Annotated in this window: 21 protein-coding genes, 2 tRNA genes and 1 pseudogene; 23 read left to right on the forward strand and 1 reads right to left on the reverse strand. The window is 66.2% G+C overall.

The window, feature by feature from the left end; genetic code table 11:
* Positions 1–239: 239 nt before the first annotated feature.
* Complete coding sequence (locus ACLJWH_RS30295) at positions 240–914, reverse strand: Crp/Fnr family transcriptional regulator (RefSeq protein ID WP_006604164.1); 675 nt, start codon at positions 912–914, stop codon at positions 240–242.
* Between the two features lie 367 nt (positions 915–1,281).
* Here ACLJWH_RS30295 and ACLJWH_RS30300 point away from each other — a divergent pair.
* The 23 genes and pseudogenes from ACLJWH_RS30300 to ACLJWH_RS30410 form a co-directional block, all read left to right on the forward strand.
* Positions 1,282–1,887 (forward strand): annotated as a pseudogene (locus tag ACLJWH_RS30300) (endonuclease III domain-containing protein); the annotation flags it as partial.
* Between the two features lie 153 nt (positions 1,888–2,040).
* Entirely contained in the window at positions 2,041–3,861 is a 1,821-nt protein-coding gene (locus tag ACLJWH_RS30305) for a recombinase family protein (RefSeq protein ID WP_411144961.1), read from the forward strand.
* Between the two features lie 462 nt (positions 3,862–4,323).
* Positions 4,324–4,394: transfer RNA gene (locus ACLJWH_RS30310), tRNA-Trp, on the forward strand.
* A 97-nt stretch (positions 4,395–4,491) separates the two neighbouring features.
* Positions 4,492–4,562: transfer RNA gene (locus tag ACLJWH_RS30315), tRNA-His, on the forward strand.
* Positions 4,563–4,745: 183 nt separating this feature from the next.
* Entirely contained in the window at positions 4,746–5,099 is a 354-nt protein-coding gene (locus ACLJWH_RS30320; protein ID WP_411144962.1) for an HNH endonuclease, read from the forward strand.
* Between the two features lie 383 nt (positions 5,100–5,482).
* Positions 5,483–5,926 (forward strand): phage terminase small subunit P27 family, encoded by a 444-nt coding sequence (locus tag ACLJWH_RS30325; protein ID WP_405398415.1) that lies wholly within the window; start codon positions 5,483–5,485, stop codon positions 5,924–5,926.
* A 90-nt stretch (positions 5,927–6,016) separates the two neighbouring features.
* Positions 6,017–7,498, forward strand: coding sequence for a terminase large subunit domain-containing protein (locus ACLJWH_RS30330; protein ID WP_411144963.1), 1,482 nt, complete (start codon positions 6,017–6,019; stop codon positions 7,496–7,498).
* Positions 7,499–7,524: 26 nt separating this feature from the next.
* Positions 7,525–8,883, forward strand: a complete 1,359-nt coding sequence (locus ACLJWH_RS30335) for a phage portal protein (protein WP_411144964.1) — start codon at positions 7,525–7,527, stop codon at positions 8,881–8,883.
* Positions 8,846–9,571: an HK97 family phage prohead protease gene (locus ACLJWH_RS30340; protein ID WP_411144965.1), complete on the forward strand. Its 726-nt coding sequence runs from the start codon at positions 8,846–8,848 to the stop codon at positions 9,569–9,571. Before ACLJWH_RS30335 ends, ACLJWH_RS30340 begins: the two co-directional genes overlap by 38 nt.
* Positions 9,553–10,746 carry a phage major capsid protein gene (locus ACLJWH_RS30345; protein WP_411144966.1) on the forward strand — a complete coding sequence of 398 codons (1,194 nt, stop codon included), beginning with the start codon at positions 9,553–9,555 and terminating at the stop codon, positions 10,744–10,746. Before ACLJWH_RS30340 ends, ACLJWH_RS30345 begins: the two co-directional genes overlap by 19 nt.
* A gap of 90 nt (positions 10,747–10,836) precedes the next feature.
* Complete coding sequence (locus ACLJWH_RS30350) at positions 10,837–11,178, forward strand: hypothetical protein (protein ID WP_411144967.1); 342 nt, start codon at positions 10,837–10,839, stop codon at positions 11,176–11,178.
* Between the two features lie 9 nt (positions 11,179–11,187).
* Entirely contained in the window at positions 11,188–11,622 is a 435-nt protein-coding gene (locus ACLJWH_RS30355) for a hypothetical protein (RefSeq protein ID WP_411144968.1), read from the forward strand.
* 8 nt (positions 11,623–11,630) lie between these two features.
* Complete coding sequence (locus tag ACLJWH_RS30360; RefSeq protein WP_411144969.1) at positions 11,631–12,641, forward strand: phage tail tube protein; 1,011 nt, start codon at positions 11,631–11,633, stop codon at positions 12,639–12,641.
* A gap of 7 nt (positions 12,642–12,648) precedes the next feature.
* Entirely contained in the window at positions 12,649–13,083 is a 435-nt protein-coding gene (locus tag ACLJWH_RS30365) for a hypothetical protein (protein ID WP_411144970.1), read from the forward strand.
* A 4-nt stretch (positions 13,084–13,087) separates the two neighbouring features.
* On the forward strand, positions 13,088–13,366 hold the full coding sequence (locus ACLJWH_RS30370) for a hypothetical protein (protein WP_411144971.1): 279 nt from the start codon (positions 13,088–13,090) through the stop codon (positions 13,364–13,366).
* Between the two features lie 211 nt (positions 13,367–13,577).
* The gene (locus tag ACLJWH_RS30375) at positions 13,578–16,154 is read left to right on the forward strand and encodes a phage tail tape measure protein (RefSeq protein ID WP_411144972.1); all 2,577 of its coding nucleotides are present in this window, start codon (positions 13,578–13,580) and stop codon (positions 16,152–16,154) included.
* Positions 16,155–16,200: 46 nt separating this feature from the next.
* The gene (locus ACLJWH_RS30380; protein ID WP_411144973.1) at positions 16,201–17,055 is read left to right on the forward strand and encodes a hypothetical protein; all 855 of its coding nucleotides are present in this window, start codon (positions 16,201–16,203) and stop codon (positions 17,053–17,055) included.
* A gap of 4 nt (positions 17,056–17,059) precedes the next feature.
* Positions 17,060–18,049 (forward strand): hypothetical protein, encoded by a 990-nt coding sequence (locus ACLJWH_RS30385; protein ID WP_411144974.1) that lies wholly within the window; start codon positions 17,060–17,062, stop codon positions 18,047–18,049.
* A gap of 8 nt (positions 18,050–18,057) precedes the next feature.
* Positions 18,058–19,125: a hypothetical protein gene (locus ACLJWH_RS30390; RefSeq protein WP_411144975.1), complete on the forward strand. Its 1,068-nt coding sequence runs from the start codon at positions 18,058–18,060 to the stop codon at positions 19,123–19,125.
* A 19-nt stretch (positions 19,126–19,144) separates the two neighbouring features.
* On the forward strand, positions 19,145–19,711 hold the full coding sequence (locus tag ACLJWH_RS30395) for a hypothetical protein (protein WP_411144976.1): 567 nt from the start codon (positions 19,145–19,147) through the stop codon (positions 19,709–19,711).
* Positions 19,712–19,722: 11 nt separating this feature from the next.
* The gene (locus ACLJWH_RS30400) at positions 19,723–19,968 is read left to right on the forward strand and encodes a hypothetical protein (protein ID WP_365370435.1); all 246 of its coding nucleotides are present in this window, start codon (positions 19,723–19,725) and stop codon (positions 19,966–19,968) included.
* A 32-nt stretch (positions 19,969–20,000) separates the two neighbouring features.
* A complete protein-coding gene (locus ACLJWH_RS30405; protein WP_411144977.1) occupies positions 20,001–21,287 on the forward strand; it encodes a collagen-like protein in 1,287 nt (428 codons plus the stop codon).
* A 97-nt stretch (positions 21,288–21,384) separates the two neighbouring features.
* Positions 21,385–22,305, forward strand: a complete 921-nt coding sequence (locus tag ACLJWH_RS30410) for a peptidoglycan-binding protein (RefSeq protein ID WP_411144978.1) — start codon at positions 21,385–21,387, stop codon at positions 22,303–22,305.
* Positions 22,306–22,370 lie beyond the last annotated feature (65 nt).

The raw sequence follows: 22,370 nt of genomic DNA on the forward strand, positions 1-22,370 counted from the left end.
ACGGGGCCGGGCGCGCCGGTCCCCCGCCCCTGAGCGAGGTGCCCGATGGCGAAGGCCCCGGTGGCGCGGGTCCCCATGGCGAAGGGCCCCGCCGGAGCGGGGCCCTTCGGATGCCGGTACGGCGGGTGCGCGGGGCGCACGGCCGAGGTACGCGCCCGTGCGGGCTGTGCCTCGTACGGACCGTACGTCGCATGGACCGCGTGTCGTACGGGCCCGTGCGTCGTACGGGGGAGGCGGCGTCAGCGTGAGCGCTTGGCCAGCCGCTCGACGTCCAGCAGGATCACGGCGCGCGCCTCCAGGCGCAGCCAGCCGCGGCCGGCGAAGTCCGCGAGGGCCTTGTTGACCGTCTCGCGGGAGGCGCCCACCAGCTGGGCCAGCTCCTCCTGCGTCAGGTCGTGCACGACGTGGATGCCCTCTTCGGACTGCACACCGAAGCGGCGCGACAGATCCAGCAGGGCGCGCGCCACGCGGCCCGGCACATCCGAGAAGACCAGGTCGGACATCTGGTCGTTGGTCTTGCGCAGCCGGCGGGCGACCGCGCGCAGCAGGGCCGTGGCCACTTCGGGGCGGGCGTTCAGCCAGGGCTGGAGGTCGCCGTGGCCCAGGCCGAGGAGCTTGACCTCGGTGAGGGCGGATGCGGTGGCGGTGCGCGGACCCGGGTCGAAGAGCGAAAGCTCGCCGATCAGTTCCCCGGGGCCCAGGACGGCGAGCATGTTCTCCCGGCCGTCCGGGGAGGTGCGGTGCAGCTTCACCTTGCCCTCGGTGACCACGTACAGGCGGTCGCCGGGGTCCCCTTCATGGAACAGGGCGTCGCCGCGGGCGAGCGTCACCTCTCCCATCGAGGCGCGCAGCTCGGCCGCCTGCTCATCGTCGAGCGCCGCAAAGAGCGGTGCGCGCCGCAGAACGTCGTCCACGAGTTCTCTCCTTGTCGACATGCTCCGGGGGCTGTGCTCCCCATCATGCCGGAATGCAAAACAGTGCGATCAATCACAAGGATGCCGGACCCGTGGCCCAAGCCATACGGCAGGGGGCCGATTGGGGTGAGGAACGAGGGTGATCGAGTCGGATGTCAGTGGGTGGCCTTACTCTGGCCGGGTGTCCAACAGGCCGGTGAGAGCACAGGACAAGGGGGTTGGACGAGTGAACGCAGAGCGTGATTCCGCTGTGGGCGAACAGCCGTCCGTCGATGCTCTGGATAAGGGCAAAAGCGACAAATCGTCCTCCAGGGTGACGTCCGGCCGGAAACCGGCGGGACGCGGATCCGGCGCGTCGCGGTCGACGGTGGGGAGGACGGCGGCGGGGGAGACGGCCGCGCAGCCGCCGGCGAAGACCGCCGCGAAGGCACCGGCGGCGAAGAAGGCCGCCGCGCCGAAGAAGACCGCCGCCAAGCGGACGGCCGCGAAGACCACCGCGGCCAAGCGGACGACCGCGAAGGCCGCCGCCGCGAAGACTCCCGCCGCCAAGGCCCCCGCGCGCAAGCCCGAGTCGCGGGCCGCCATGATCCGGCGGGCCCGCCGGATCAACCGCGAGCTGGCGGAGGTGTATCCGTACGCCCACCCGGAGCTGGACTTCACCAACCCCTTCGAGCTGCTGGTCGCGACGGTGCTCTCCGCGCAGACCACCGACCTGCGGGTCAACCAGACCACCCCCGCCCTGTTCGCGCTCTGCCCGACGCCGGAGGACATGGCGGCGATGGATCCGGAGCGGCTGGAGGAACTGATCCGGCCGGCCGGTTTCTTCCGTGCCAAGACGAAGTCGCTGCTCGGCCTGTCGGCGGCGCTGCGCGACCGGTTCGGCGGTGAGGTGCCGGGCCGGCTGGAGGATCTCGTCTCGCTGCCCGGCGTCGGCCGCAAGACCGCCAATGTGGTGCTGGGCAACGCCTTCGGGTTTCACCGTTCGGGACTACGGTCCGAACATGCCTCTGACCTGTGCACTCTCTAGGGTTCGCACAGCTCAGCAGTACAGATAGGCAACCGGCTCCCTAGTCCCCAGGTGCAAGCCCCCACGGGCCATGGCACCTACGAGACAGGGAGACCACCAATGGTCCCGGCAACCTTCGCGCCCGCCCGTCCGACAGCCTTCGACGCCCACGACCTTCCCCAGATCGAGACGATTGCCGCCAGTTACATCCGGCAGTCATCCGCGAAGGCGGACAAGACCGAAGCCTCACCGATGGTCCAGCGGGAGGCCAACGAGACTGAGACGGGCAAGCGCGAAGCCCGATTCTTCCGCCACTTCGAGGACATCGGCATTTCGGGCTGGAACCCTGACGCCTACCGTGAGGGCTTCGAAGCGATGCTCACGGCGGCTCGTAACCGGCTCTTCAACATGCTCGTGGTGTACGACGTGAGCCGCTTCTCCCGCCAGGAAGTGGCTGACGCCATCCCGATCGTGACTGAACTCCACCGCCTGGGGATCACCATCGTCAGCGTCATGGATGGGGTCTTCGCCCCGCGCGACACGATGGCGCTGATCTACCTGATCATGCGACTTGACGCCGTTCACCAGGAGTCCCAGAAGAAGAGTCAGAAGGTCCGGGACGTGAAGGCGGCCCAGCGCTCTCACGGAAGTTGGCTGGGCGGTCAGGCGCCGTACGGCTTCGAGTCGGAGAAGTACCTCAGCCCTGACAGTAAGTACCCGCTGTACCGGCTCGTGCATGTCCCGAAGGAAGCGGCGAACCTCCGTCGCATCTGGGCGACGATCAAGAAGCACAAGCACATTCCGATTCAGCCCCGTAAGGCTCACCCCGGCTCCGTCTCCGGCATCTGCACCGACATGAACAAGCGTGGTGTCCCGACGAAGGGCCAGAACATCGGCAAGGAGCGCACCGCGTCTCAGTGGTCGGTGCGCACGCTCAAGGGCATCCTCATCAACCCGGTGATCGCGGGCATGAGCGCGGAGCCTGTTTACCGGGTCAAGGCGGACGGTACCCAGACCTGCACGGTTGAGGGGTACCGAATCCATCGGGACGAAGACGGACGACCGGTCGTGATCTGCAAGCCGATCATCCCGCCGGCTGAGTGGTACGAGCTTCAGGACTGGCTCAACGGGCGTGGCCCGGGTGAGGGCTTGGCCCGTGGCGAATCGCTCCTTTCGGGCCTCCGGGACGCGGACAGGAAGGCGGTCTCAGTGTGTGAGTGCAACCGGCCGCTCAAGGGTCTCAACAGCGGACCGAAGCCGGTCTACAAGTGCACCCGCGCCAGTCAGGCAGTCCCGGCGGACGGGGAGCACGAGAGCGGCAACAGTGCCATGCAGTCGCACATTGACGACTACGTGGCCCGCAAGGTGTTCGCCTTGATCCAAGACGCGACGCGGAGCGACCCGAAGCCGGAAACGCTTCTCGCGGTCCGAGCGGCAACCATGGTCTTCTCTCAGGCCAAGGAGGACCCGAAGACGGCCGCTGAGCGGCACGAGCTGAAGGCGGAGCGCGATGACGCCCAGCGGGCCATGGACGAGCTGTACGACGCCCTAGACGCGGGTCTGTACGAAGGGCCCGTTGGCCGGGAGCGATTCCTCAAGCGCAAGACCAACATTGAGGCCCGCCTTGAGCGCATGAAGACCCGGTTGGAGAGCCTGAGCGCCCCTGAGACGGTGGAGCTCCCCCTTGAGGCGTGGCTCCACAACGACGGGGATTCGACGGACCCCCTGGGCGAAGGCTCGTGGTGGGCTTCGGTGGGTCTGGACGAGCGCCGAAAGTTCATAGCGATGTTCGTGCACCGCGTCACGATCAAGAAGGCTGCCACGGCCCACGCGGGGCGCGCCAGGGGCGGGTACAAGATCGACAACCGCGTTGCAGTGGAGTTCGTGCGACCGGCCAAGACGGAGGTCCCGACCACGGAAGCCTTCGAGCTGAGCGCCTAGTAAGGGGTGGGGGTCGGGCTTCCGGGTCCGGCCCCTTCTTCGTGGGTACGATATTGACATGCGCATGTCTTATCTTGGGGTTCGGCGGTGGGGCGGGGCGCGGATTGCCCCGTTAAGTCCGCTACAGAGAGTCAGGAAATCGGACACCCAGTGATCACTAGTGACGAAGTGCTGAAGTGACGAAGAGTTCCAATCCATCCTACGAAGCTCAAATATGTCTTCTATGGGAGTAACCCCGGACCGCCCACCACTCCGTCACTTCGTCACTGGGGCCCGCCACGAGCCCCAGCCGGCCCGGCCAACTTCCCGCCTCTGTCGGGCAATCCACACACTAGATACGGGGTGAGGGCGGGATACCGCGCACCCTTCCGGCTACGTGCCATCCGGCGGACTGAGACCCCCCCTCCTTGCCTGTGTGGCTCCCCAGTGCGGTTTCCGTCTGGGTTCTGAGCCCCAGGCTCTGCGGGTGTAGCTCAGTGGGAGAGCGGCGGTTTCCAACACCGTTGACGGGGGTTCGATTCCTTCCGCCTGTGCGAGCGCGTGAAAGCCCTCAGCAGGGGTGGCAGCGCGTTTAAGGGGCTCGTTTGCGATCCCTTGGCGTGGTGGGTAGCTCTCACGGAATCGCCTAAAGCGGTGGTCGTTCAGCGGCCCAGGACTCTTCCGGTGAGGGAGTAACGCCGGTTCGAATCCGGCCCACCGCGAGCTAGCCCGCCTGACCCAATTGGTAGAGGTGCGCGGTACCGGCCCTGGGGGGATGTCGGCCGCAGAGTTCCCGGTTCGAGTCCGGGGGCGGGTGCTTGGGCGTAGGGGGGGCTTCCCGGAGAGGGGGGTCTCTGAATAAGGGGGGGCTCCCTGAATGGGGGGGGCCGGGCAAAAGGGGGGGCATGCGTACTCGTTGTCTGGACTGTCGTGCGTTCGCCACTCATGCGGGGCGATGCGCTGAGCATCACCGGGCCTATGAGTCCGGGCGGTCTGTGCAGTCTCACCGCAAGCGCCGTGAGGCTATCGCTTCGGGGAACCAGGCTGCGGCTCGTGTGCGGCGTGCGCTGAAGCGTGTCGGTCGTGGCTCGTGTGCGCGGTGCGGTCTGTGCTTCCTGGCTTCGGCCATGGACGTGGACCACATCGTTCCTCTGTCGCGTGGTGGTGAGGACGTGGACGGCAACGTTCAGACCTTGTGCCGTCCGTGTCACAAGGCGAAGACGCGAACTGACTTTGATTTTCAGGCTCCTCCTTTCTGATGGAGGGGGAGAGCGGCCGGAAAGTTCGCGGCCGTTGCTGCTGGCGATCCCGGCCCCAGCTCGGATTACGCGCCCTAGGTGCGGCTCCGTTTTTGGCGGCCCGGCCCGGTGTTGGCCTAGGTGGACGCCGGTTGAGGGGTTCGAGAACGAGCCCGTTAAACCCCTGCTAAGCCCCCTGAACATGACTGTTCCGCCCGTGCACCCCGCGCCCCGCGTCACCCGGGGCGGACTGAGGGAGTCGTGAGGTGGGACGCCGGAGGACGCGCCGCCTGGCGGTGGCCGTGCTCGTGAGCTTGGCGCCGGTGGCGCCGCCCCTCCGGCAACTTCTTCCCTGAGCCACACACCCGCTGAGGGGTCCAACTCCCCGCTGAGGTAGGTGTCCGATGTCCCGCGCGAAGTCTCCCGCCCAGCGAACGGGCAACCCGAACGGAGCCGCTTCTCCGGAGGCGGCCCCGGTGGTCTACGAGGGCCGTGCCCCGCGCGTGCCGGGCCACCTGAAGGCATCGGGCCGGGAAGTGTGGCGGGCGGTCTGGCAGGCGGGCAGCGGGGCGTACAGCCCGGAGACGGACCGCAACATCATCCTGCGGTACGCGGAGCTTCACGACCGGCGGGCGGACCTCCTGGCGCTCATCGACGCTGAGGGCCTGTCCGTCGTGGGGTCCACCGGTCAGCCGGCCATTCATCCGGCCATGCGGTACGTGGAGACCACGGAGCGCGAACTCCGCGCCATCGAAACAGCCATTGGCTTCAGCCCGGAAGCACGGATGCGCCTGGGCATCGTCGCGGCGGAGGCCCGCCGTGTGGCGGCAAGCCCCGCTGACTTCTGACCCGGGGGGTGTCGCATGTGGGATGGGCTTGATCCTGTCATCGCGCGGCACATACCCGCGGGGGCCGACTCCGCGTCGGAGGGCCACCGCGTGGCCAACTGGATTGAGAAGTTCTGTGTCCTGACCGGGAGCTTCTCCGGTCAGCCGTTCACGCTTCTCCCGTGGCAGCGCGAACTACTCATTGACGCCTACCGCCTTGAGCCGGACGCCTTCGGGCGGTGGCGCCGCAAGCACCGGACCGCAGTGGTCTGCGTGGCCCGGAAGAACGGCAAGTCAACCCTTGCCGCCGGGATCATGCTGTACCACCTTGTGGCGGACCGGGCGGACACTCAGCGTCAGATCATCGCTGCGGCCAACGACCGGGCGCAGGCCCGCATGGTCTTCGACGCGGCCAAGTCCATGGTCCTGGCTTCCCCGAAGCTCTCTGCGGTCTGTGAGGTCCAGCGCGACATCATCCGGTACGCGGACAACACCTACCGCGTGGTGTCCGCTGACGCGGGCAGGCAACAGGGTCTGAACCCCTCTTCGGTCTCGCTGGACGAATACGCCTTCGCCAAGAGCGCGGACCTGTTCGACGCGTTGACCCTGGGGTCCGCTGCCCGTGCTCAACCGATGTTCTGGATCATCAGCACCGCCGGCCCGGACCCTGATGGGGCCTTCGCCCAGCTCTGCACTCAGGGCGAGCGCGTGAACTCTGGGGAGCTTGAGGACCCCACGCTCTTCTACCGGAGTTGGGGCCCGCGCATCGGGGACACGGTGGACCACACCGACCCCGAAGTCTGGGAGCGCTGCAACCCCTCCTTCGAGATCCTGAACGTGGCCGACTTCGAAGCCGCGTGTCAGCGCAGTACCGAAGCGTCCTTCCGGATCTATCGCCTGTCGCAATTCGTGCGGGGCGGTAGCTCGTGGCTGCCGCATGGCCTCTGGGACTCCCTGGCCGTGGACGACGAACTCAGCCCCGGTGACGCCGTGGTCCTGGGCTTCGACGGAAGTTGGAAGGGCGACTCAACAGCGTTGATCGCTGCCCGCGTTCACGATCTCCGGGTCTTCGTACTGGGCCACTGGGAAGCGCCACCGGATGACGCTCACTGGCGCGTCCCCATGGCGGACGTGAGGGACGCTCTCCGCTCCGCCCTGAACACGTACAAGGTCCGCGTCCTTGTGGCCGACCCGTACCGCTGGGAAGAGACCCTTGACCGCCTTGAGGCGGAAGGCCACCCAGTCGAAGCGTTCCCAACGAACTCATTGAAACGGATGATCCCCGCGACTCAGGCCGTGTACGACGCGGCCCGGGACGGGCGACTCAGCCACGACGGGAACCCGGCGCTTGCCCGCCACATCGGCAACGCCGTACTGCGGGAGGACCGGCACGGGGCCCGCATCACCAAAGAGCACGCTTCGAGCCGCCGGAAAATTGACCTTGCCATAGCCATGATTCTCGCCGTTCACGGCGCGGTTCTGTGGCGTGAGGACAACCCCGGCTTCGTTGACGCGCCAATCCTCGCCACCTGGGAGACCGGCGGTGAGGTCTTCGCCTACGGGGGTAGCGCGGAGTTCTTCAACGATCTTTGAACCTACTCACGTGAGTAGGTTGGGGGGTGGGGATCGTGGGCTTCTGGTCTGCGCTTTTCAAGCCCCGCGCTCCTGAGACGCGGGCAAACTGGGAACCGGACACGGACCTCTATCCCTTCCCGGGAGTGGTCTCGTCCGCCGGTCAACGGGTCAACGCAACCACGGCACTTCAGGTGTCGGCGGTCTTCGCGTGCATCCGTCTTCTGTCGGAGACGATTGCCACCCTGCCCGTCACGACGTACTCACGCCGGGGCGGGGTCCGCCGTGAGGCGAAGTCCCCCTTGTGGCTGGACTACCCCACGGCGGAGCCGGGCGGACTGGGCCGTATCGACCTGATCTCTCAGATCGTCTTGTCCCTCCTTCTTGAGGGCAACGCGTATCTCGCCGTGCGGTGGTCGGCGGACAACACCCAGATCGTGGGGTTGGACGTGCTGGACCCGTCCCGCATCGTGACCCACGCGGTGGTGGTGGACGGTGCCCGGCGCAAGGTCTTCGAGGCGTTCGACATCGACGCGGACGGCAACGAGGTGGCCGTTGGCTACTTCACGTCCCGGGAGATCCTGCACATACCCGGGATGATGCTCCCCGGGGAATTCACCGGGGTCAGCCCCATCAACTACGCCCGGGAGTCCATCGGTCTCGCGCTCGCTGCGCAGACCTTCGGCGCCAAGTTCTTCAGCAACGGTGCCGTGCCTTCCGCCATCGTGGAAGTCCCCGGCGCCATGAGCGAAGAGGGCCTTGTCCGTGCCCGTGAGGCGTGGCGGCTCGCCAACTCCGGCCCGGAGAACGCGCACAGAGTCGCCCTTTTGACGGAGGGCGCCAAATTCTCAAAGGTCAGCCTCACCCCGGACGAAGCCCAGTTCCTTCAGACCCGGGCCTTTCAGGTCCCGGAGATCGCGCGCATCTTCGGCGTGCCTCCGCACCTGATAGCGGACGCGTCCGGCTCCACGAGCTGGGGCAGCGGACTGGCCGAACAGAACCAGGCATTTTCGATGTTCTCGCTTCGGCCGTGGCTTGAGCGGATCGAAGCCGGATTCACGCGGCTTCTTTTCGCGGAGACCGCCGACCGCCACAAGTTCGTCAAGTTCTCGCTTGACGGAATTCAGCGGGGCGCCCCGAAGGAACGCATGGAGCTTTACAGCCTGGGTCTTCAGAACGGGATCTATTCCATTGACGAAGTCCGGGCCGCTGAAGACCTTGAGCCCCTGCCAGATGGTCAGGGCGCCGCGTATCGCGTGCCGCTGAACCTGGGCGACGTGACCGCCGAAGACGAGCCCCCCGCGCCGGAGACGGAGCCGGAGCCGGAAGACCCGGCCCCGGACGAGACGAACGAGGGGGACAACCAGGATGACGAAGGAGACCCGGAGCCTGACCGCTCCGGCTGAGGTCCGGGCCAACGGCGACGTGACCACCATGCGCGGGTACGCGTACCGGTTCGGGGAGCTGTCCCACGACCTGGGCGGCTTCCGGGAGCGCATCGCGCCGGGGGCCGGGATGGCGTCCCTTGAGCGCAACGACGTGGTGGCCACCTTCAACCACAACATCAACGGGGTACTTGGCCGGCGCTCGTCCGGCACGCTCCGGGTGGGCGAAGACGATCACGGCGGTTGGTACGAGGTGGATCTACCGAACACCACCACGGGCCGGGACCTTGCCGAACTCCTCAAGCGCGGGGACGTGAAGGGATCTTCCTTCACCTTCCGCGTGGGCAGGGGTGGGCAGCGCCGGGCGGGCACCGACCCGGAGACCGGTCTCCCGATTCGGGAGATCACCGAAATGGATGTTGCCGAACTGGGGCCAGTCCTCAACCCGGCGTATCCCACAACTGACGCGGCACTTCGGTCCATTGAGGCAGTGCTAGGCGTCGCGCTCCGTGCCGCGAAGCCGGACGACGAAGACCCGGACGAGTCCGAAGAGGACGCGCCGGACGAGTCGCCGGAGAGCACGGACGGACCGGCTGGGGAGCCGGACGAGAAGGACCCGGCGGACGAGCCGGACGAGCACAAGGACGCGCGTGCACTGTTCCGCGCGCTCATCACCACGGGGGGAACCACATGGACGCAACGACCCTGAGCGCGAACTTTGAGGCGCGCGAGCGGGCCACCGCTGAACTTCGTTCGCTGAGCGAGGAGTTCGCGGGCAAGGAGATGGACGGGGAGTCCCGGGCCAAGGAGACCAAGCTCCTGGGCACCATCGCGGACTATGACGGCCGGATCAAGCGGGGCATTGAAGTCCTGAAGTCCGGTGAGTCCGTCAGTGCCCTCATGCAGGGGCTGAACGGCACCGGCTCGAAGAAGGAGACCCAGGACAAGTTGGCGGAGGCTGCCACCCAGCTCCGCGCCCTGGGCGTGAACCAGACGGTGGCCTTCGCGCCGGAGTCCCGCGCGGCCATCGACACGAAGACCAACCCGGGCAACACCGTCATCGCGCGGACCCTGTACGGGCGTCTCCTGGCGGAGGCCGTTGAGCGGTCCACCGTCATGCGTGGCGGCGCCACGATCCTGACCACGTCCAGCGGTGAGCCCATGGACTTCACCGTTGTCGTGGGTCGGGCCCAGGCGAGCATTGTCAACGAGAACGCGAACATCCCGGAGTCGAACCCCACCACGGTTCAGCGCTCCGTTGGCGCGTTCAAGTACGGCTACGCGTCCACCGTGTCCAGTGAGTTCGTCTCTGATCAGGCACTTGACCTTGTCGGGTTCCTGGTGGGTGACGCGGGCCCGGCCATCGGTGCGGGCATGGGTGACCACTTCCTGACCGGGTCCGGCACGAACCAGCCGCGTGGTCTCATCACCGCCGGTTCGCCGGCCACCGCCACCTTTGCCGCCACGGCGAAGGACGCGACGGTCAGTGACGCGCTCATTGACCTGTACTACGAGCTGCCCAGCTCCTACCGCGCCAACGCGGCCTTCGTCGTGTCCGACAAGGTGGCGGCCCAGATGCGGAAGCTCAAGAACACTGACGGTCAGTACCTGTGGCAGTCGTCCGTGATCGTCGGCGCCCCGGACACCTTCAACGGGCGCCCGGTCCTCTCCGACGTGGGTATCCCGGACGCCAAGGTCACCTTCGGGGACCTGTCGAAGTACACCGTCCGCCTGGCGGGCCCGCTCCGTGTCGAGCGGTCCGTTGACCTGAAGTTCCTGAGTGACCAGATCGTTTACCGGTTCCTTCAGCGCGCGGACGGTCTCCTTGTGGATGAGCGTGCGGTCAAGGTGCTGACGGTCGGCGGTGGGGGCTCCGGCGCGTAAGGCGCCGCACTATCCGAGGTCAAGCTACTCACGTGAGTAGCTTGACCCCCTGCCTGGGGAGATGCCTTGTCATACGCAACCGTTGAGGAGTTGCGCGATCTGGACGGGCTGGGAGACGCGGGGCTCTTTCCGGACGCGACGCTCAGCGAAGCCATCGACTACGCCGTTGAGACCGTTGAAAGCTACTGCGGCCGGAAGTGGGAAGGCGTTGATGCCCCGCCGGAAACGATCCGGTGGTGTGTCCGCAAACTTGCCCGCCAGTACTGCCTTGACCTTGTGTCCCGCATGCCGGACCGCGCGCTTCAGCTGCAATCCGAATTCGGCTCCATCCAGCTCGCCCAGGCGGGCGGGCACTGGCGGCCCACGAGCCTGCCGGAAGTCAATGCGCATCTGAACCGCTACCGCGTCCGGCTGCCGTTCATCTTTCTGTGAGGGGCCGCCGTGCCACTGATTTTTGACGCCAAGGTTGCGCTCTTCGAAGCGCTCAGGGGACTCGTCCCCGCGGGGGTGCAGTGCACCTTCGCGGAGACGGGCAAGTCCGACCGTCGGCAACAGCTCTGGTTGGGCGCCACCACGGACGAAGAGCTTGAGCCGGTCGCCATGCGCGCCGGGTTGCGTAAGCCCACGGCTGTCACGGGCTACGTGGAGGCTCACGCGGTGGTGATTGCCCCGGGCGACCCGGTTGGAGCTGAGCGGGGCGCCTACGTGCTCCGGGACGTAGTGGCGGACGCGTGCCGGGCCGTGGACCGGGCGGCCGTGGCGGGGCTTGTGGATCTCCGCCCGGAGTCTTCGACCGTTGAGACTGCCGAGACCACTGACGGGGCGTTCAGCGCCCTGACTGTCCGCGTGAGAGTGCGCGGACGCACCACGACTTAGGGGGAAGCATGGCGCTTGACGCTGCCATTGGCATTGGGGAAGAGACCGCTTACGGCACGTCGGCCGAATCCACCATCGGTTACGAGGGGAAGGCCGATTCGTGGAAGGTGGCCAAGGAATTCATTGAGTCGGTGGGGTTCCGGCGGGGTATGCAGACCGCCCGCGCGGATCGCCGCAACATCATTCAGATGGGCGGGGAGGGAGAGCTTGAGGTTGACCTCCTGGACGTGGGGGCCGCCGCTCTCCTGAGTGCCGCGTTCGACAAGTACACCTTTACCGACACGGCCACGTCCCGGGTGCACGTCTTTGAGACCGCCACCTTCAGCGGGGCGCCGTCGTGGACGGCCCAGATGATCCGCCCGACCGTTGAGGGCACGGAGGTGGCCTACCGGCACGTGGGCTGTGTCGCCACTGAGTGGGAGCTGACCGCCGAGACTGAGGCCGCGGTCACGCTCAACGTGTCCTTTGACTTTCAGGACGTGTCGCACAGCACCGCGCCGGCTGAGGCGCTGCCCATCGACTACCCGGCGGAGGCCCGGCCTTACGACTGGTCACGGACCGCGCTGACCCTGACCCGGGGCGGCTCCGCCGTGACGCTGGACGCGTCGAAGTTCTCCATGACCGGAGACCTGGGCATGAAGACGGACCGGCGGTTCCTGCGGGGCACGGCCCTGAAGAAGAAGCCCGTCCGGGCCGCCGTGCCGACGTATGAGGGTGAGCTGGAGGGGGAGTTCACCGGGGAGTCCCTGAAGCTGTACGAGGCGTTCGTTGCCGGTGACGTGGTCTCCCTCCGGGTGGACCTCACGGGCCTGACCCCGGGCACGATTTTCTGTGTGGACGCTCCGGCTATCCAGTTTACCGGGGAGTCTCCGGAGGCGTCTCCGGATGAGGTGACCGCCCACACTCTGCCCTTCCGCGTACTGGACCCAGGCACCGGTGAGGCCGCGATCAAGGCGACCTACACGGAGCCGAAGCCGGTTGCTTCGCTGAAGGCAACAGGCACCCCAGAGAAGGGGTGAGGGCCGCATGGCCCGCACGTCCGCGTACACGGTGCGCGTAAAAGGCATGCGAGAGATGCAGCGCAACATACGCAGGCTCAGAAGCCGGGAGCTGAATAACTCGGTCCGGGCCGCGAACAAGGCGGCGGCGGAGGTCGTCAAGCCTGCGGCGGAGTCCACCGCGCCGAAGGGCCGGCGGGACGCGAAGTCCGGCAGGCGCTACAAGCCGGGGAAGCTGGCGAAGTCCGTGAAGGTGACCGCTTCCGGCAAGGGCGCTGCGATCAAGGCGGGCTCAGCCGCTCGTGTGCCCTACGCGGGGGCGATCCACTTCGGTTATCCGAAGCGCCACATCCGGCCCAACCGGTTCCTGTACCGGGCCATGGCACGCAAGAGCGACGCCGTATCTGAGACCTATGAGCGTGAGATCAGCGCGGTAGTCCGCCAGTTTCTTGAGGGGGAGTAAACACATGGCAGCGAAGAAGCCGGGCGGGGATCTGGGAGAGCTTCTGTCCCTTGATCTCGACAACCTGTCCATAGACGAAATCGACATCATCGAGGAGATCACCGGCGGGTCGCTGGACGAGCTGAAGAAGCCGGGTACCCGCCGGGGCCCGATGCTGCGGGCTATGGCCGTGGTGCTCAAGCGCCGTACCGACCCTAATTTCTCCATTAAGGACGCGGGCCGGCTCCGTATCCAGCTCAAGCCGGGCAAGGCCAAGCCGGACCCTACCGCGCCCAGCGCGTAGTGACGTGCGCCCGGCTCGTGGGTCACTTCCGTGGACTCACGTGGTCGGACGTGCGGTCTCTCCAACTGCGGGATTTCAACGCGCTGGTTGACCAGATGGCAGCCGATATCGAAGAGCAGAACAAACAGAGCCGGCGTGCGCCGCGGGGGCGTGCGTCTGGTAGCTCAACGGGGGAACGGCGTACGCCGGTCATGACGTAAAGGGGGGGCCGGTGGCGAAGCCCATTGTCATCACGCTGCTGGGTGACGGGTCGGACCTTGAACGGTCCCTGTCCCAGACAGGCAACGATGTCTCCGAACTGGGGCGCCGCCTGGCAGCCGCTTTGCAGGATGCGACCGGCGAAGCGGCCCAGATGGGCGACGCGGTGGCCGAAGGCGTCAAGAAGGCAGAGAAGGAAACCAGCGGCTTCGGCAGCAAGATCAAGGGTGCCGCTCTGCTGGCGGGCGCGGGCGTCGCTGCCGGTCTCACGGCCGGAATCATGGAAGCCATGGACCGCGAAGCGGGCAACGACCTGCTGGCCGCCCAAGTGGGTGCCACCCCGGAACAAGCCAAGACGCTCGGCCGGGCAGCCGGGGAGATCTTCTCTTCCGGGCTGGGCGATTCCATGGGAGAAGTCAACGACGGTCTCAAGGCGCTGTGGCAACAGGGGCTCGTGCCGGCGGGCGCCACCGCTGACGAGATATCCGAAATCGGCTCCAAGCTCATGAACGTCTCAAAGATCATGGGCGAAGACCTGGGGCCCACAGCCAACGCGGCTGGCCAGATGGTCAAGACGGGCCTTGTCGATACCTTCGATGACGGCATGGACCTGTTGGTTCGTGGCACTCAGCTAGGTATCAACAAGTCTGAAGACCTGTTGGATACGTTCAACGAGTACGGAACCCAGTTCCGCAAAATCGTGCTGGACGGCCCGAAGGCGCTGGGTCTGATGAACCAGGCGTTGCAGGCGGGTGCCCGGGACTCCGATGTTGCCGCGGACGCGCTCAAGGAATTCACGCTCAACAGTATCGACCTGGGCAAGAGCGCGGACGCTTACGAGAAGCTTGGTCTCAACGGCGACAAAATGGTGAAGGCGCTTTCCGGGGGCGGACCGAGAGCCGCTCAGGCCACGCAACAGATCTTTGACGCCATGCACAAGCTGAAAGACCCCGTGGACCTCAACACCGTCTCCCTGGGGCTCTTCGGCACGAAGGCTGAAGATCTCGGTGCCGCCCTGAATGCGATGGACCCCAGCACGGCCGTGAAGTCCTTGGGCGACTTCAAGGGGGCCGCCGACGAAGCAGGAAAGACACTCAACGACAATGCGGCAACGAAGGTGAAGGCATTCAGCCGGACGATTCAAACGCACATCGTTGATTTCATCGGGGCTAAAGTCATACCAGGTCTTGAGAGCATCGGGCGGAAATTCGCTCCCGTCGCGGAAGCTGTGAAAACGGCGCTGACAGGCACCGTCATTCCCATGCTCAAGAGCCTTGGTCAGAAATTCGCTCCCATCGCACAAGCGGCCAAGGAAGCATTCGTCGGGGTGATCATTCCGGCGCTGGTGAAACTCGTGGGGTATGTCGGCCCCGTCGTCGGCGCTCTTGCGGACGTGGCGAAATGGATGTGGAACAACCGTGCCCCCATCCTCATTGTGGCCGGCGTCATCACCGCCGTTCTGTTGCCAGCGCTCATTGCGTGGGGCGTTCAGGCCACGACGGCGGCACTCGCCAACGCAACGGCCTGGGTGACAAGCACGGCCACGGCGACCGCGAGCGCCGCCACCCAGGTACTGGCCCACTGGTCAGTGGTCGGAGGGTGGCTCAAGGCGGCCGGACAAGCTGTGATCTCCGCCGCCATCGTCGTGGCCGGCTGGGTCGCCATGGGCGCCCAGGCGCTCATTCAGGCGGCCCGCATGGCTGCCGCGTGGCTGATCGCCATGGGCCCCGTGGGGCTGATCATCGCTGCCGTTGCCGGTCTTGCCGCCCTGATCTGGGCCAACTGGGACAAGATCAAAACATGGACGCTGGAGGCGTTTGACTGGGTGTGGAACAAGATTCTCAGCGTCTTCAACTGGCTCAAGGATCTCTTCCTGAACTTCAGCGGCGCTAGCTTGATCATCAAACATTGGGACACCATCAAAGAAAAGACGAGCGAGGCTTTTCAATGGGTCTGGGACAAGATCACCGGCGTCTTTGAATGGCTCAAGAATCTCTTCTTGAACTTCACCGGGCCCGGCCTGATCATCAAGCATTGGGACAAGATCAAGGAAGCCACGGCAAACGCGTTCGGCTTCGTCAGGGACAAGGCGAAGGCCGGTCTTGACGCGGTGGTGGATTTCGTAAGGTCCCTCCCGGGCCGCATCCTGTCCGCCGCGGCTTCCCTCCTGAACGCCGGGAAGTCACTAGGGGCAAAGGTGATCGACGGGATAAAGAGCGGCTTGAGCAAACTGGGCGGCTTCGCCACCTCGCTGGCTCTCGCCATCTCCCGCGCGGCGAAGGGGGCGATCAATAGCGTCATTGATCTCATGAACTGGGCAATACCCGATAAATTGGGCTGGGGTAAATTCTCGATCGACCTGCCCAAAAACCCGATTCCCCATGTGCGCGCTATGGGCGGTCCGGTATCCGGCCTTACGCGCGTCGGCGAACGCGGGCCGGAATGGGTCAATCTACCTACCGGATCAACCGTGATCCCAAACCATGCTGCCCCGAACTCCGGGGGCGTGGTGGTCAATGTGCAGACCAACGCCGATCCGTGGGCTATCGGTCGCGAAGTCGCCTGGGCGCTTCGTACCGCACCGAGGTAATGAAGCTACTCACGTGAGTAGGTAACGGGGGGTTGAAATGGCGGAGTTGGACGACTGGACATGTGAGTTCAACGGGCTCGTCGTGGGAGCCCCTGACTCCGCCATCTCGATCGTTGCCGTTGACGGGCTGCTGTCCACGCCCGACGTGAGAACCGCGGACCTGGCCCTTGTGCAGCGTCATGGGCTCTGGGCCGGGGACGATTACCTAGGCGGCCGGACGGTCACGCTCACGCTGGAAATCTACGGTACGAGGGAGGAGTTCACGCGGGCGCTGACACAGGTGCAGGCGGCTTTCCTGCCGGCCACGCCTGAGCGTCCCTTCCGCTTCCGCTTCCCCGGAGCGGCCGGAGACCGGACAGCGGTGATCAAGGCGCGAACCAGGAAGCGGAGCGGTCCGCTTGACTTGAACTTCGCCCATCGGGTGTGCAACGTCGTGGTGGAACTCTTCGCCACCGACCCGACGATCTACGGGCAGGGAGCCCGCACGGTGACGGTCCGGAGTTCGGTCCGGCCTCCGCTGGACGGCGGACTGACCTTTCCCGTATCCGTCCCCTTCACCATCAAGGGCAGTAGCGCACCGCCGCCCGACCCCATATCCCGCTTCACTCAGTGGGGTTCGGTCGCTGCCCGTCCTGTCATCGAGTTCCGGGACGCGAAGAACCCTGTCTTGCGGGATGACACGACGGGCCGGTGGTTCGGGGTGAGGTTCGACGGGGCCTGCACCGTGGACAGCGCCGCCCAGCTCGTGACGCGCACAGACGGCACGGACATCACCGGGCTCGTCATGACGGGTTCTACATGGCCCGAGTACGCGAGCGGTGACCACCGGCTTCGGATGAGGCACGACAACGAGTTCAGTGCGGCTGCGGCCGAACTGGCATGGATCGATGAATGGGTGTGATGGCATGGCGGGCTTCGCATGGTTCCAGGAAGGGGCGACGTACGGCGCTTCCGATATGGCTACCTGGAATGCACTTTTGACCTCCCGGGGTTCGGCGCGGCACCTGTTTGTGGCGAATGAGTTCGTGCTGACCTCCGATCAGAGCGCGCGCACGGTGTATGTGGGCGCCGTATCCGCGCTCGTGGGTCACCCGACCAACGGCGCCACCTGGGCGTGGTGCCAAGGCGCCACCGTCGCCGTGCCCATGCCCGACAACAACAACCCCAGGCGGGACCTGATCCTTGCCCGCCTTCGGTCCACGGCAGCCGGTGACCCGATCAACGGCTTTGAGGTGGAACTCATCCCCGGCACGCCGGCCGCGTCACCGTCCGCTCCGGCGCGTCCGGACAACGCGGTTGCGCTGGGCTGGGTGGACGTGCCGAAGGCAACCACGACGTTCACGACCACGCCCGTCCGCATTACGGGCCAGTACCAAGACCAGATGTTCAGCCCCGCGCCGGGCACGGTCGCCGTGGACTGGAACGGCCAACTCCCCATGCCCGCACCGTTTCGCCCGGGGGCCGTGTGCATGGACCTGAGCACCGGTCAGCGCTGGGTGCGCACGAAGGCCGGTGAGTGGTTCACCTCCGATCCCGGGCCGTGGCGTGTGTGTACGCTTCAGAACTTCACGAACTCCGCCGGGGCGACCATCACGACCACCGGCACTCTGTGGGTCCGGGAAAGTTCAACGAGCTGGGAACTGTCGGGGAACCTGACCTTCTCCCCGGGCAACACTGCCTTGAACAAGCTCGTGATCCTCGCGACCCTGCCCGCTGCCACCACGAAGCCGAAGACGAACACGTACGGGACCGTCGGCGCTTCGTACACGTCGGCGTCCGCGGGAACGGCCCGCATCGCACTCATGACGTCCGGCGCGATCGAGTTCGGCACGGCCGGAGTGACGGGCAACGCCTACATCAACGAGAGCTTCAGTAAGTCTCCGGCCAACACGTAGGGGGTGGCGTGGCAGCGCGGTACGAAGTGCTTCAGACGAACATGATGACCGGTGAAGCAGTCGCCTCTTTGCCGGTCACCGCCATCCGGTACACGGAGAGCCTGAACGCGGCTGGGTCAGCGGCCGTCACGATTCCGCTGAACGCCCCCGAGGCGGACGGGAGTTTGTACCCGGTGGGCACTGGGCTCGTGGTGGTGCGGGACAGCGAACCTGTCTGGGGTGGCATCCTGTGGACCCTCAACGCTGATCTGGCCGGCGGCACGCTGACACTCAACGCGTCGGGATACCACTCGTACTACTCCGGACGCTTTCTGGAAAACGGATACGACCGGGCCGCTTCGGATCAAAGCCTGTTGCTCACGGAGTGGGTCGAGTACGCCAACGACAACGGCGGTATCAGTACCGATACGTCCTACCTCTCGCCCACGGGCGGGAAGCGGTCGCGCAAATGGTTCGACTATGAGTACAAGAACATAGGCGAAGCCATCGACGAGCTGGCCGACGACTTCGGCGGTTTCAACTTCCGCTACGTGCCCTACTGGGCGGACCGCGGGAAGCGGGTGGGCAATCGCCTGCTGAAGTCGGCCCGGGGTGACTCGCTCTTTCCGTATCAGCTTCAGCACGGCGTGAATTGCAACGTGACCGCGGTGTCCTATGACGGCTCATCTCTGGCCACTACCGTGACCGTCTTCGGTGCGGACAACGGCGCCGGGGGCCGACCACGGGCCCAGGTTGCCAACCCGGGCGTTGCCGGGCGCATTCCTCGGAAGGCGGTTACGGCTTCGTACTCCGATGTGAAGGATTCCGGGTCGCTCGTTCCGAAGGCCGCTGCCCTGGCTGCCGTGGGGCGTACGGCCATAGCGGTACCCACGCTGACCCTGTACCCCGGGCTTTTCAGCCCCACGGAGTTCACTCCAGGGGACACCGGAACGGTAATTGCGGAATCTGGCTATGTGGCGCTCTTTGACGAATTTGTGGTGACTGAGCGCGCGGTGGACGTGGACGACAACGGAACCGAATCCATCAGCCTTGCCATGGCCAACAAGGAGGTCTTCGCGAGTGGTAATTCAGACTAATGCCTACCCTCCGTCGCTCGTGGCTGAGCTGAACGAGATGAAGCGCCGCCTGACCGCCCTTGAGCGCAAGCCCCAGTTCGGCAGCGTCTTCGAGCGGCTTCCCGTCGGCTCGTTCCAGTCCGATTACCTTGAAGGCGTGGCTGACGCCAACGTCTTCCACATCTTGGGGGCAGTGAACACGACCGGCGCGAACATGCCCGTTGTCTTTGCCGTGGTGCCGTTCTTCATCCCGACGCTGGACGGTACGAATCCGCTGGACGTGGCGGCAACCTTCAGCCTGTACGACCCGATCACCGGGACGCGGTCCGTTGAGTTTCAGGTGACCAAGTCGCACTTCACCGGGACGACTCAGGAGCTGGCCTTTGTATGGCGGCACCCGCAGCCCATCGGGTTTGAGGACGACCACGCATGGCGGGCCATCCGCGTGGACTACCGGCTCAACAAGGTCGTGATCCAGAGCGGCACGCGGTACACCGTGGCCGCAGGCCCCCCAACGCTCGCTGTGGGACTTCCCCTCAACACATTCGTTGAGGAATCGGCCGCCGGAGCCATCGGGGTAGGGACCGACTGGCTCCACCGGACATGAGGTGACGCGGGATGGATCTAGCCCGCCTGGCAGCGAGCGCCGAAGTAGTCGTTCCCGTGCTCGTGTTCCTGGCTATCTCGCTGAACAAGTGGAAGTCGGGAATGCGGGACGCATGGCGCCAAGAAGCGGAAGCCTTCGCCAGCAAATCCCAGCGGCAGGCAGACGAAATCGTTGAACTCCGCAAGCAGGTTATTGAGTTGAGGCGCGAAAACGCAGAGCTTCGCGCACAGATAGCGGAACTCCTAGCGCGCCCTTAACCGCGCATCCGGACTATTTCTTTGGGGGACGCATGACCACGCCTACCGAGACGAGCCCGCTGCCGTCCAGCATTCCGACCGTGCGTGTCCACGGCCGATATCTGGGACCGGACGGCCGGTCCCTGAGCGGAAACATCACATTCTCCGCCCCGGGACTTCTGACCTTCCCGGAAGCGGATCTCTTCATTGCCGGCCCGGTGATCGCCCAGCTTGACGAGAGGGGCGCGTTCACCGCTGAGCTGCCCGCCACGGACGCCCCCGGCATGAATCCGTCCGGCTGGGCCTACAGCGTCAAGGAGAACCTTGCGGGCGTGGTCGGCTCCCGGTCCTTCGCCATGCTGCTTCCCCAGAACGTTCCGGACGTGGACCTTGCCGACATCGCGCCCGCGGACCCGACCACGCCCAACTACGTGCCCGTTGTCGGTCCCCAGGGTGGCCAGGGAGAGACCGGGGCCAGTGCCTATCAGGTGGCGGTCAGCGGCGGGTACGTCGGCACTGAAGGGCAGTGGATCGCGTCGCTCGTTGGCCCGCCCGGTCCGAAGGGTGACAAGGGCGCAGCCGGAGCGGATAGTTCAGTTCCCGGTCCTGCGGGCGACACCGGCCCGGCCGGTGCTCAGGGGGCTCCGGGGCTGAGCGCCTACGCGGTAGCTGTGGCCGGCGGGTACACCGGCAGCGAAGAGCAGTGGCTCGCATCGCTTATTGGCCCGGCCGGTCCGAAGGGGGACAAGGGCGACCCTGGGGCAGGCTCCGTCAGCAGCGTGGATGACTGGCGACCCGCGGACCTGGGCCTGACAGCCTGGGCCTTCGACCCGGCCGTGGGAATGTCCAAGCCCATCTATTCCGGCAACGGAGCCCTTCGCCTGGCGGCCGTTGTCCTTCGTGCCCCAACCACCGTGGCCAAAATCGTCTGGCACTTCGGCGGGTATGCCGGGGGGATGCTCGCAGGCTCCTGGGGAGCGATCTATGACGCAAGCGGTACCCGCGTGGGCACCACGGCAGCGCTGACCGGTGAGACCGTCATCGCCGGAGTCCACAACTTGGGCGGGACAGCCGTCTCCGCGCCGCTGACGGCAAGTGTGTCCCTGCCCGCTGGGATCTACTACGTGGCGTGGGCATTTCGCTACAACACGAGCACAAATGACGGGCCCATGATGCTGTGCGCCGATTCGGCTTTCGATGCCCCGCCGAACGTCTTCGGACTCAGCAGCGTGAAGCGCTATGGCGTGATCAGCGGCACGGCCGCCATGTCCGCCCCCGCGTCCATCACGGTCAGCGCGATCGAGAACGGCGCCAACCGATTCTGGGCCGCTTTGGCCTGAGTGCCTACTCACGTGAGTAGGCAACCGGCCCACCAGACCCACGACGAACATGCCCCGTCCACCGACGGGGCGTTCCCGAAAATGGAGGAGTGCGCCCATGGCGCGATTCAACGGGGCTGCATGGAAGCCCATTTCCGTGAACCACACGGCCGGCGGCCAGGAGGCAGTCAGGGGCGTGGTCGTCCACATCATGGACGGGTCCTACGCCGGAACCGACTCCTGGTTCAGGAACCCGGCGGCCCAGGCGTCCAGCCACTTCGGCACGAGCCGCGCCGGTCAGCTCTGCCAGTGGGTGGACACGGCCAACAGGGCATGGGCCCAGGCAGGCGGCAACAGGAGCTGGCTCTCCATCGAGAACGAAGGCCGTGGGGGTGACGCGCTGACGGACGCCCAGCTCACCCGGTGCGCCGAAGTGCTCGCCTGGGCCCACAAGACCCACGGTGTCCCGCTTCAGCTCACCACCGACCCTTCGGGTCGGGGCCTGGGCTACCACGGTATGGGCGGAAGCGCCTGGGGCGGTCACACGTCGTGTCCCGGCTCCCACGTGGTGGCCCAGCTCCCGGAGATCCTGAAGCGCGCGAAGACCATCGTTGGCGGCTCCAACCCGGCCCCGTCCACCGGCACGTACACCGTGAAGGCCGGGGACACCCTGTCCGGCATCGGCAAGGCCCTGGGGATCAGGTGGGAAACCCTTGCACAGCTCAATGGGATCAAGGCGCCCTACGTGATCCAGCCGGGCCAGAAACTCAAGACGAAGGCGAGCGCTCCGCAGTACGCGCCGTTCCCCGGGGCGGCCTTCTTCAAGAGCAGTCCCAACAGTGCGCTCGTCACCGCCATGGGCCGCCGGCTCGTGGCTGAGGCGTGCTCCGCGTACGTCGAAGGCCCGGGGCCGCGCTGGACCGAGGCAGACCGCAAGAGCTACCAGAAGTGGCAGCGGAAGTTGGGCTTCACCGGCTCCGACGCTGACGGGTGGCCGGGGCGGACGAGCTGGGACAAGCTCCGCGTGCCGAAGGTCTGACCGTCACCCAACGTGCCGCGGGATGCCGCCGGAGCGTCCCCGCGTGGACGAGCTGGCTCACGACG

It is taken from the genome of Streptomyces sp. x-80 (assembly GCF_046549095.1).
Classification (GTDB): Bacteria; Actinomycetota; Actinomycetes; order Streptomycetales; family Streptomycetaceae; genus Streptomyces; species Streptomyces celluloflavus.

Coding starts and splice junctions, on each gene's coding strand:
- ACLJWH_RS30305 (WP_411144961.1), top strand. CDS start 2,041: ATGGTCCCGGCAACCTTCGCGCCCGCCCGTCCGACAGCCTTCGACGCC.
- ACLJWH_RS30320 (WP_411144962.1), top strand. CDS start 4,746: ATGCGTACTCGTTGTCTGGACTGTCGTGCGTTCGCCACTCATGCGGGG.
- ACLJWH_RS30325 (WP_405398415.1), top strand. CDS start 5,483: ATGTCCCGCGCGAAGTCTCCCGCCCAGCGAACGGGCAACCCGAACGGA.
- ACLJWH_RS30340 (WP_411144965.1), top strand. CDS start 8,846: ATGACGAAGGAGACCCGGAGCCTGACCGCTCCGGCTGAGGTCCGGGCC.
- ACLJWH_RS30345 (WP_411144966.1), top strand. CDS start 9,553: ATGGACGCAACGACCCTGAGCGCGAACTTTGAGGCGCGCGAGCGGGCC.
- ACLJWH_RS30360 (WP_411144969.1), top strand. CDS start 11,631: ATGGCGCTTGACGCTGCCATTGGCATTGGGGAAGAGACCGCTTACGGC.
- ACLJWH_RS30365 (WP_411144970.1), top strand. CDS start 12,649: ATGGCCCGCACGTCCGCGTACACGGTGCGCGTAAAAGGCATGCGAGAG.
- ACLJWH_RS30370 (WP_411144971.1), top strand. CDS start 13,088: ATGGCAGCGAAGAAGCCGGGCGGGGATCTGGGAGAGCTTCTGTCCCTT.
- ACLJWH_RS30385 (WP_411144974.1), top strand. CDS start 17,060: ATGGCGGGCTTCGCATGGTTCCAGGAAGGGGCGACGTACGGCGCTTCC.
- ACLJWH_RS30400 (WP_365370435.1), top strand. CDS start 19,723: ATGGATCTAGCCCGCCTGGCAGCGAGCGCCGAAGTAGTCGTTCCCGTG.
- ACLJWH_RS30405 (WP_411144977.1), top strand. CDS start 20,001: ATGACCACGCCTACCGAGACGAGCCCGCTGCCGTCCAGCATTCCGACC.
- ACLJWH_RS30410 (WP_411144978.1), top strand. CDS start 21,385: ATGGCGCGATTCAACGGGGCTGCATGGAAGCCCATTTCCGTGAACCAC.